The organism is Mucilaginibacter sp. PAMB04274, from assembly GCF_039634385.2.
Classification (GTDB): Bacteria; Bacteroidota; Bacteroidia; order Sphingobacteriales; family Sphingobacteriaceae; genus Mucilaginibacter.
Genome location: NZ_CP155081.2, coordinates 1,104,048 through 1,115,951, shown reverse-complemented (window position 1 = coordinate 1,115,951; position 11,904 = coordinate 1,104,048). Strand labels below are relative to the sequence as shown.

4 protein-coding genes are annotated in these 11,904 nt (G+C 44.2%); 1 reads left to right on the top strand and 3 read right to left on the bottom strand.

What is annotated here, in order from left to right:
- Positions 1-42: 42 nt before the first annotated feature.
- The 3 genes from ABDD95_RS04500 to ABDD95_RS04490 are packed head-to-tail and all read right to left on the bottom strand — an operon-like array spanning position 43 to position 5,640.
- Positions 43-1,056 (bottom strand): chemotaxis protein CheB, encoded by a 1,014-nt coding sequence (locus tag ABDD95_RS04500; protein WP_345950711.1) that lies wholly within the window; start codon positions 1,054-1,056, stop codon positions 43-45.
- Between the two features lie 25 nt (positions 1,057-1,081).
- Positions 1,082-2,674, bottom strand: coding sequence for a PAS domain S-box protein (locus tag ABDD95_RS04495; protein ID WP_345950710.1), 1,593 nt, complete (start codon positions 2,672-2,674; stop codon positions 1,082-1,084).
- 20 nt (positions 2,675-2,694) lie between these two features.
- Positions 2,695-5,640: a chemotaxis protein CheB gene (locus ABDD95_RS04490; protein WP_345950709.1), complete on the bottom strand. Its 2,946-nt coding sequence runs from the start codon at positions 5,638-5,640 to the stop codon at positions 2,695-2,697.
- Positions 5,641-6,210: 570 nt separating this feature from the next.
- Here ABDD95_RS04490 and ABDD95_RS04485 point away from each other — a divergent pair.
- Positions 6,211-11,871 carry a HAMP domain-containing protein gene (locus tag ABDD95_RS04485; protein WP_345950708.1) on the top strand — a complete coding sequence of 1,887 codons (5,661 nt, stop codon included), beginning with the start codon at positions 6,211-6,213 and terminating at the stop codon, positions 11,869-11,871.
- The last annotated feature ends 33 nt before the right edge of the window (positions 11,872-11,904 follow it).

Here is an 11,904-nt window from a genome sequence, read left to right as displayed (position 1 = left end):
TATTAATTTATTTAATGGCACCATACCTTGCCAATACACGGCTTACTCATATCCGCCTGTTGTACCGCTATTTTTGTTAATGCTTACTAACAGCGATTTCAACCGCTCAATATGTTCTCCCAGTTCACGCGCTTTTTCTTTTTTACTGCCCTCTCCTCCTACTTCATTACCGTTCTGATTAGCCATGCGCATCAGTAGGTTTTTGCGCTCTTCGAGCATGCGTATGGATACCCATATACTGTCTTCCAATCCTTCTGATTGTTTTTCGAGCAGAAGGTTGCCGGTATAAACGTGGCCGGTATAACATCGGAAACGTGTTATTACATCGTTCTTAATTTCATACAAGCCACCGCCACAGTCGGGGCAACTGTAATTGCTTCGGGTACCTATCTTTTCCAACTCTTCCATACTGCTCATCCTCCGTTCGGTAATTTCAGCTTCTATTCTTACATCTTCTGGTATTTCGTGTAATGAATCGGCAGGCATTTTCGACAATATATCCTGTAATACGTATCCCATATCGGCAATGGGCACTCTATGGTCTACTTCTACATTATTTAACACATTGATAGGCATATCGGCAAACTCGGCCTCAAGCGGTTCCTGTACAATGCACTTACCGCCCGACCGCTTGATAGCCGCCATACCCGAGGTACCATCATCCAGTAAACCGGTTAATACAATACCTATGGCATGTGAATCATAATAAGCAGCGGCCGACCGGAACAGCACATCAATTGAGGGGCGCCAGCGGTTTTCATGCGGTCCTTTAATCAGGCGCATTGTTCCTTTCTTTACAACGGTCTGAATGTCGGGAGGGGCAACGTAAACATGCCCGCTTTGTATAGGCTTGTTATTTTCAGCAAGTTCACAAGTAAGTGCTGTTTTCTTTTGTATATACTGTACTAAAACGTCGGCCATTGAATTACGACCCATATGCAGTACCACAAAAACAGCTAAATCTAGCTTTTGAGGCATATTGGATATTAGTTCGCCAATTGCGTGAAAACCACCGGCCGAGGCGCCTACCACCACAATTGATTTTATTTCACTCATGTAAAAATTAACCTTAATTATAGTTTTATTGTTTTATAGTAATGGCTACCGTAGTACCGGTGCCTGGCGCCGAATGAATTTCCATAGTACCTTTATACAGGTTTAGGCGGTTACGTATGCTGCTTAAACCGGCACCTGTTGGCGTGGTGCCAGGGTTTGGTAATGTGAAGCCTTCTCCATTGTCTGTAACCTTTAAATTTATTTGGCTGCCCTTTTTAAACAACTCAATACAAATACAAGTTGCTTTGCCATGTTTTATGCCGTTGTTAACCAACTCTTGTACAATACGGAAAATATTGAGCGAAAGGGTAGCATCCAGGTTTTTTGTGCTGCCAAACTTGGTTACTATGCTTAACTGCGGGCCGGACAAGCGCTTAGCCATATCCTCTATAGCGGCAACAACACCAAAGTCATCAAGTATAGAAGGCGCCAATTGGAAAGATATATTGCGTACGTCTTTTACAGTTTGATCTAACATTTTTACGGCCTGCTCATAGTAAGGGCTCGATGACATTTGCTTGAGCTGTTGCAAATTCAGTTTTATGGCATATAACATTTGCCCAACACTGTCATGCAAGGTATCACTTATCCGTTTGCGTTCATTCTCTTCGGCCAGCAGTGATGCGGCTGTTATCATATATTGCTGGTTCTCTTTGAGCTGCTGTGTTTCCTGCTCAATTTGCTTTTTATCGCTTATATCGATTATGGTTCCAATAAAACGGCTACCCAATTCTTGTAAATCAATCATTTGCCCCCTTGCAGCTACATATTTACGTATACCCGATGGCTGATTTACAAAAAACTCGGCCGTAAAATCTTTGCCGTTAATCATTGAACTGCGTAGTGTAGCATCAACATTTGCCCTATCGTCTTTGTCAATTAAATTAAGCAGGGTATTGTAGCTACCATCAAACTCTTGCGGCTTAATGCCAAACAAGCTGCAACTCAGCTCATCAACATACACCTGGCCGCCCGGAACCGCAAGCTCCCAAATACCGGTTTGGGAGGCATCCAGCGCAACCTCCAAACGGCGTTTGGCTTTCTCATGCTCCAACTGGGCTTTCTTTTTCTCGGTTATATCGGTAATGGTAAGGTAGCAACTGAAAGCAAATTTGCCTTTAGTTATTACCTTACCATTAACCTGTGCATAAAGCGTTTCATTGTTGGCTTTCTTGAAACGGACCTGCTCTTCCTGTTCCGAACCCGATGATTGGAGTCTTCTGAAGAAAAAATAAAATTGCTGCAGATCATCGGCATGTAAATAGCTGGTTAACGGTTTACCCAATAATGCCGCTTTGCGTACGCCAAACTGCTTACTGCCTGTTACATTTACTTCCTCTATAACTGCCCTGCTGTCTAACACTAAATAGCCAACCGGCGCAAGTTCAAACAAGTCAGAAAACCGGTCCTTCTGTGTTTCCAGCTCCTGGGCAATACTACTCAGTTCCTCATTTTGCATTTCCAGTTCAAGCTGGTAAATCTGCAACTCATGGAAAAGGGTTTGCATCTCTAATGATTCCGAGTGCTCAATTTGATAGGTCTTTTCAAGAAGCAATCCTTCCGCCTTTTTTCGCAGCTTCTCCAGCGTATCTTTCTTCCAAAAATCCTTCCTATACATATCGCCAGATTAAATTCCTTCTACTCTTCAATAACAATCATCGTCATCAAAGTTTCGCCGTCAATTTCATTTACAGACGGTTTTGAGGTTATTGTGATAGTTTTTGTGCCAATAACCAAAAAATCGTTCGTAAACGTAATTTTAGTTTCCTGGTTTGTACATTGCTTCAAAAATTTGTCGAGCTTACTGGTTTTCCAAAACTCGTGCACCAGTATGTTTAAACTAAGGCCTATCATTTCTTTTATACTGCTAATCTTAAAAAAAGATACATAAGCTTCATTAGAGCTAATAATGTTAAGGTCTTTATCTAATAATAGCGCTGGTGTTGTTAAAACCGTCAACATGCTTTTAACATACCTATTCAGCGTTTCGAATTTAAATTCGATAGCTTTTAGCTCGGTCACTTTGGTAAATGTTAATACAACGCCATTAATAAAGTTATCGAGCGTGCGGTAAGGCATCATACGCAGCCTGTACCATTCATCTTTTTTTGTTTTTACCTCTACTTCTTTAACGGCCAGCGTCTCAATCACATGGTGTATATCGGTCTCAAGGCTGGCGTACTGAAAGTTAAAAACAATGTCATTTATAGAGCGGCCAATATCGGTAGTAATAACATTAAACAGCTTTTTAACCTGTGGTGTAAACCGCAGTATAATCATATTAATGTCCAAAAATATGGTACCAATTTCCGTACTGTCCAGCATATTCTTCATGTCATTGTTAAGCTGGGTAAGCTCTTCGGCTTTGGATTGGTACTGCACATTAATGGTCATCAATTCCTCATTAAGCGATTGCATTTCCTCTTTAGTAGTCAGCGACTCCTCATTGGTGCTCTGCAACTCCTCATTAGTGCTCTGCAACTCCTCATTGGTCGATTTAAGTTCCTCCAGCGAGGTTTCCATTTGCTCTACCGTATTACGTAGCTGCTGTTTGGTATATACCAGTTCCTTTTCCAGCTCCTCAACCGCTTCATTATGTTCCGGCCCCTTGTATTTCTTTCTGCGTTCGGTTTTAGTAAGTAAGCCCTTATCATCAAAAACTACCAGCAGCAACCCCTGCAAGGCGTTGTTTTGCAACTGGCTAACCTTCAAATCAACCAACCGTACTTTTCCGTCTTCTGTAAGCCTGATGCCGTTTACGTTAATAGTGTCTTTTTGCGAACCGGCCTGATGGATGGCGTTACTCAGGGGATACTTCAGATCATCCTTAGCCATTTCATTAATGTTCATGGTCACCTCGCCGGCATTAAGCTCCAAAAACTTGCCGGTACGGCCGTTTATATACAATATATCGCCTTTACCATTAATAAGCACAGAGGCCGGCGTGTAATTTTCAAGCAGTATTTTGCTAAAGGTTTCGGCCAGTGTTTTCTTTTTAATAGGCTTCTCAGGTTCATCAACCCGATAAAGATGAAGTGCCTGCTTAGATATATTAAACGGAAAATCAACCATTTTGCTCATAATGGGGGCTCCATCCCTACGTTCATATATCTTCCATTTGGGATCTATTGCCGAGAACATTTCGCTGAAGCCGCCCAGTGTTTCGGCGGGGCCTAAAAACAGCACGCCGCGCGCATTGAGCGAATAATGAAATACGGGTATAATTTTGGCCTGCAACTCTGCATTTAAATAAATCATCACATTGCGGCAGGTTAACAGATCCAGGCGGGTAAAGGGCGCATCCTTAATAAGATTATGCTGCGCAAATACAATCATTTCGCGCAAATCTTTTGTCACCTGGTACCCTTTTTCCTTTTTTACAAAATACCGCCCCAAACGCTCGGGCGAAATATCGGCCGCTATGTTATCCAGGTAAAGGCCGGTGCGCGCATGTTCAATAGCGGCCTCATCCAAATCAGTGGCAAAAATTTGCACTTTGGGTGTTTTGGCTCCGCCTATGCTGCTAAAACACTCCATAATAAGTATGGCTATTGAGTAAGCCTCCTCGCCGGTTGAACAGCCTACCACCCATATGCGCACGGGTTCATTGTCGGCTTTAACGCGCAACAGCCCGTACAGTTTCTCTTTTAGTACATCAAAAGCTGCTGCATCTCTAAAAAACTTGGTTACGCCTATCAACAACTCATTAAAAAGCACATCAATCTCTTGCGGATTCTCGCGCAAAAAGGCAATATAGTGTGTATAATCGGGCAGTTGATGAAATGCCAGCCTACGGTCTATACGGCGGGTGATGGTGTTTTTTTTGTATTGCGAAAAATCATGTCCGGTTTGGGTACGCAGCAACATTAATACCTTTTGAATAGCTGTTGCATCCCGGTTTTGGTTTTTCAGCTCATCATTCAGCTCATCGGCCATAGCCGGATGCTTTAAATACTGTATGAGCTTTATGGGCATCTCCTCAGGAGCAAGCACATAATCTACCAGGTTGGTTGCTATGGCGCTTTGCGGCATACTGTCATACTGCGCCGATTCGGGATCCTGTACCATTACCATGCCCAGTTTTTCCTTTATCATGCGTATGCCAGTTTCCCCGTCAGATCCCATACCCGACAAGATGATGGCTACAGCACGGTTCCACTGGTCTTCGGCCAGGCTTTGCAAAAAGTGATCAACAGGCAGGCGGTAACCGTTGAACCTCGATGGTGCCATGAGCAACAATTTACCGTTATGTATGCCCATGTCTTTGTTGGGCGGAATTAGGTATACACGGTCGGGTTTAACCGGTTGACCATCTTCAGCCTCGGTTACCGGTAGGGATGTAAAATTCTGTAAAAGCTCGGCTACGCTGCCCACGTGGTTTTTATCCAGGTGCATTACCACAATAAAGGCCATGCCGCTATCGGCGGGCATATGTGCAAATAATTTTTCCATGGCCTGGAATGCTCCTGCCGAACCACCAATACATATAATTGGGAACGATTTTGTTTTTGCAGGCTTGTTGTCTTTATTATCTGCCATGCCGTTCTGGTATTTATTTTTGTTATCTTCTTGATGGTTTGCCATTTAAAAACTTTTAATCCCAAAACGTAGTCAACAGTTGTTTAATGCAGATTTTTATGACCGTGAAATAAACGTTGATATATATCGGGGAGGTATTAGACTTCTGCTTGCAAAGCAGGGTAACATAAAAACAAATATACAAGGTAATTACAGCCAATTAAACTTTTTGGGAATATTTCGATCTGAGTTTTTTTCGAATTACTAAGCTACATATGAATAACAGCAGTATTATCATATTTCATAACCGCTATTTTTAATAAATATGATACATATATTCTCAGCAACTATCATATCCAAATACATTATATTAACAAATATTATTTAAATAAACACCAAAACAAAGTAAAACTATAAGCTTTGTGTCACCGTTTAAGGGTTCTGCGCATGTTACTATTTTAGAGCACCTATTTACTAATGTTTTGGCAATTTAATTGCGCGCAGGCGCTTGTCAGCGCAAAAGCCTACTGTTGCAATAACGACGTTATTGCAGCAGCGATATTCATTATATTATATTATTTGTTCGTGTTCGATATTTAATTAAATTTAACGGCATTTTATCTACCAACTTATCCTATGAAAGACGACGACATTTTAGCCAAAGTACTGGATGATACCGGTGTGCTTAATGAGCACCTTACCGACTCGCTCGATTTAAAAGAGCTTTTGAAAGTGCTTTCGAACGTAAAAAACGGCAGGCTAAACGTACGCATGCCCGTAACGCAAGCTGGCATAAACGGCCGCATTTGCGAGGTACTGAACGACATTATTGATATGAACGAGCGTTTGGTAGCCGAGATATCGACAGCCGAAAAAACGATAGGAAAAAAAGGAAACCTTAATAAACGGATAGAATTGACCGACGCTAAAGGCGAATGGGCAAATGGCGTAACCTCACTCAATAATTTAATAGAAGACCTTACCTCTCCTACCCTGGAGATTGCAGGCATGATTAACTCGGTTGCCAACGGCGACCTTTCCAAGCATATACCACTCGAAATTAAGGGGCACCCTTTAAAAGGCGAATTTTTACGCATTGCTAAAGAGTCGAACCAAATGCTCTCCAAGCTTCGTTCATTCTCCATGGAAGTAACCCGTGTAGCCCGCCAGGTAGGTTCGGAAGGTAAACTAGGTGAGCAGGCTAAAATTAAGGGCGTAGCCGGCGTATGGGCCGAACTAACCGACTCGGTAAACCAAATGGCCGGTAACTTAACCTCGCAAGTGCGTAACATTGCAGGTGTAACCACGGCTGTAGCCAAGGGCGACTTATCCCGTAAAATTACGGTAGAAGCTAAGGGCGAGATTTTGGAACTGAAGAACACCATCAATACGATGGTGGATCAGCTCAACTCCTTCTCATCCGAAGTAACGCGTGTGGCGCTCGAAGTGGGTACAGAAGGTAAGCTGGGTGGCCAGGCCAAGGTACCCGGTGTTGCGGGTACCTGGAAAGATTTGACCGACTCTGTAAACCGCATGGCGGGTAACTTAACCTCGCAGGTACGTAACATTGCCGGTGTAACCACTGCGGTGGCCAATGGAGACCTTTCCAAGAAGATCACGGTTGACGTTAAGGGTGAAATGCTCGAGTTGAAAAAAACCATCAATACGATGGTGGATCAGCTCAACTCCTTTGCATCCGAAGTAACGCGTGTGGCGCTCGAGGTGGGTACAGAAGGTAAACTGGGTGGCCAGGCACGTGTAAAAGGTGTAGGCGGGGTTTGGAAAGACCTAACCGACTCCGTAAACCAAATGGGTAGCAACCTTACCGACCAGGTACGTAACATTGCCGGTGTAACCACAGCGGTAGCTAAAGGCGACTTATCACGCAAAATTACGGTGGATGCCAAGGGCGAACTTTTGGAGCTGAAGAATACCATAAACACGATGGTGGATCAGTTGAACTCCTTCTCGTCCGAAGTAACGCGTGTGGCACGTGAGGTGGGTTCTGAAGGTCAGCTGGGCGGTCAGGCCAACGTGCCGGGCGTAGGTGGTACCTGGAAGGATTTGACCGACTCGGTAAACCAGATGGCCGGTAACTTAACAGGCCAGGTACGTAATATAGCCGAGGTGACAACAGCGGTGGCCAAAGGCGACTTATCTAAAAAAATTACGGTTGACGTACAGGGCGAAATGCTCGAACTAAAAATAACCATCAATACGATGGTGGATCAGTTGAACTCCTTCGGTTCCGAAGTAACGCGTGTAGCGCGTGAGGTGGGTTCTGAAGGGCAACTGGGTGGGCAGGCCAACGTACCGGGCGTAGGTGGTACCTGGAAGGACTTAACCGACTCGGTGAACAAGATGGCGGACAACTTAACCTCACAGGTGCGTAACATTGCCGAGGTAACTACCGCAGTAGCTAAGGGCGATTTATCCCGTAAAATTACGGTAAACGCCAAAGGTGAGCTCCTGGAACTGAAAGATACGATTAATACCATGGTGGATCAGCTGCGCGGTTTTGCATCAGAAGTAACGCGTGTGGCACGTGAGGTGGGATCAGAAGGGCAGTTAGGCGGCCAGGCCAACGTACCGGGTGTGGATGGTACCTGGAAGGATTTGACCGACTCTGTAAATAAAATGGCGGGCAATCTTACTGCCCAGCTACGTAATATAGCCGACGTATCCATCGCTATTGCGAATGGTGACTTGTCGAAGAAAATCACGGTTGACGTGCGGGGCGAGATCTTGCAGCTAAAGGAAACCATTAATACGATGGTGGATCAGCTGCGTGGTTTTGCATCTGAAGTAACGCGTGTAGCGCGTGAGGTAGGTACGGATGGTAACCTGGGCGGCCAGGCCTTTGTGCCGGGCGTTGCAGGTACCTGGAAGGATTTAACCGACTCGGTAAACCAAATGTCGAGTAACTTAACCTCACAAGTGCGTAACATTGCAGAGGTAACCAAGGCGGTGGCCAGCGGCGACTTATCCAAAACGGTAATCATCGACGTAAAAGGCGAGATCATGGACCTTAAAAACACCATCAATACGATGGTGGATCAGCTTAACTCATTTGCATCCGAAGTAACGCGTGTAGCGCGTGAGGTAGGTACCGAGGGTAAACTGGGCGGCCAGGCGCACGTAAAAGGTGTGGCCGGTACCTGGAAGGATTTGACCGACTCGGTGAACCAGATGGCATCTAACCTTACCGGGCAAATACGTGGTATTGCTAAAGTGGCAACCGGTATTGCCAAGGGTAACCTGAAGCAACGCCTTTCTATTAACGCGTTGGGTGAGGTGGCCCAGTTAACCGATACCATTAATGAGATGATTGATACGCTGGCGGTATTTGCCGATGAGGTAACCACCGTAGCGCGTGAGGTGGGTGTGCAGGGTCGTTTGGGCGGACAAGCCAGCGTACCGGGTGCATCAGGTACCTGGAAAGATTTAACGGAGAACGTAAACCAGCTGGCACAGAACTTAACCGTACAGGTGCGTTCAATTTCCGAAGTAGCATCTGCCGTAACCAAAGGCGACTTAACCCGTACCATACGGGTAGAAGCTAAAGGTGAGCTGGAAGCGTTGAAGGATACCATTAACCAGATGATTGCCAACCTGAAAGATACTACGCTGCGTAACCACGAGCAGGATTGGCTAAAATCAAACTTAGCTAAATTTGCCCAGATGCTTCAGGGCCAGCGCGACCGGAATGCAGTAGCCAATAAAGTACTATCTGAGCTGGCCGAACTGGTAAACGCACGTTATGGCGCATTCTATATTCTGGAACAGCCAGAGTTAGCCGATGAAGCCAAACTAAAGCTGTTTGCCGGTTATGCGCAGGACGGTTCAAAATCAATAAACCAGGAATTTTCGTTAACTGAAGGATTGATTGGACAGTGTGCTACAGACAAGGAACGCATCCGTATATCAAACGTACCTAACGAGTATCTGCAAATTAGCTCCGGTATTGGTCATGCAGCACCTATTGACCTGGTGATACTACCAGTGTTGTTCGAGAATAACGTAAAAGCCGTTATTGAATTAGCTTCGTTCGAAAACTTTAGCGATACGCACATTGACTTTTTGGATCAGTTAACCGAAAGTATCGGTATCGTACTAAACAATATTGAGACCAATACACGCACCGAGGAACTCCTGGCCCAATCACAATCACTGGCCGGTGAGCTTTCGTCACAACAAGAAGAATTAAGGCGGGCTAATGATGAGTTGCATGATAAAGGCCGCTCGTTAGAAGAAAAGGCCGAGCAGCTTACACTTACTTCTAAGTATAAATCAGAGTTCTTGGCCAACATGTCGCATGAGTTGCGTACGCCGCTTAACAGCTTGCTCATTTTAGCGCAGCAACTGTTTGAGAATCCTGAGGGTAACCTAACCGAAAAACAGCGGATGTTTGCCAAAACTATCCACTCCTGCGGCGACGACTTGATCCAGCTGATTAATGATATCCTGGATCTGTCTAAAATTGAGTCGGGTGTAATTGCGGCCGATGTAATGCCGGTTAGCTTCAGAGAAGTTATTTCGTTTGCCGAATCTACGTTTAAACCAATTTCAGAAACCAAGAACCTTAAATTTGAGGTTGAACTGCAGGATGGTTTACCGGAGCTAATGGAAACCGACATGCAGCGCCTGAACCAGATCCTGAAGAATTTGTTGTCGAATGCATTTAAGTTTACCGAAAAAGGCCGGGTTAAACTACACATATTTAAGCCCGAAGCCGATCAGGAAAATCCGCTGGGCAGAAATGAACCGGTCATTGCATTTTCGATTGAAGACTCAGGAATTGGTATTTCCGAAAACACGCAAGGCATCATATTCGAAGCGTTCCAACAGGCCGAAGGATCGACCAGCCGTAAGTATGGCGGTACAGGCTTAGGCTTATCCATTAGTAAAGGTTTTGCCGAACTTTTGGGCGGTACCATCACTGTAAGCAGCGAACTGGGCAGAGGCAGTACATTTACTTTATTCTTACCATTAAAATATAAAGAAGAAAAATCGGTACCGGTTAAAGTTAAAGAGGCTTATTCGGCTACCGTGTCGCACACGCGTACCAATCTCATTGATACCGCCGAGCTGGTTATTGATGATGACCGCCATAACATTGTAACCGAAGACAAAGTCATACTCGTAGTTGAAGATGACCTTCGTTTCACCAAGATTCTGATTGATAAGGCCCACGATTTTAACTTAAAGGTTGTTGTGGCCATGACCTACCTGGAGATATTTGATAGCATTATTAAATATAACCCAATAGCCATAACGCTTGATGTAAACATGCCTGAGTCGAATGGCTGGAAACTGCTTAAGCTTTTAAAAGGCGATATCAATTTGCAGCACATCCCGATACATGTTATTTCGGGCGAGGACAATAAGGTGATGGCATTAAAGTATGGCGCCAAATCGTTCAGCCTTAAACCCCTGTCCAACAACTTGCTCGAAGATCTTATATCGGGAATTGTAAGCTTTCAGGAACAAGTTAAAAAACGCATTCTGATTATTGAAGACAATGAAAATGAACTGCAACGATTAACCGAACTGCTTTCAAACGACCGGGTGGAGATCTTTGGCTCAACAACAGCTAACAAGGCCCTGTCTGTACTTAAGAAGGAGTTGTTCGACTGTATCATCCTGGATTTTGTTTTACCTGATGCCAATGGTTTTGACCTGCTTAATCGCATCAACCTGTTAAAACAAGAGCAAACTACAATCATACTACACTCCGCTCGCGACTTTACGCAAGACGAGTTGATTCAGTTGAAACGTCTTAACCATAAGATCATCACCAAGACACCAACCTCGCATGTAGCGTTGTTACAAGAGATACTGGTGTTATTACACATTGATAAGAAGTTTATTAGTGAAGGTAAATGGAAAATGCTTGATGGCATCAGAACCAAATACGATGTACTCGACAACAAAAAAGTATTGGTAGTTGATGATGACGTACGTAACTTATTTGCACTTACTGCCGTTTTTGAACGGTCTCAAATTACAGTAATTACGGCAGAGAGCGGTAGGGAGGCAATTGAAATACTGAACAAGGATAAGACCATAGACATTGTGCTGATGGATATTATGATGCCGGAAATGGATGGCTATGAGACTATAAAAATGATAAGAAAAGAGCCGCGTCATAAAAGTTTGCCTATAATTGCGGTGACCGCAAAGGCAATGATTGGCGACAGGCAAAAGTGTATAGCCTCAGGTGCATCAGATTATATTACCAAACCTGTTAAAACCGACCAATTATTATCATTAATGCGTGTATGGCTCATAAAATAAGCCCATTAACAAACAGTACTAAATAGATTAATA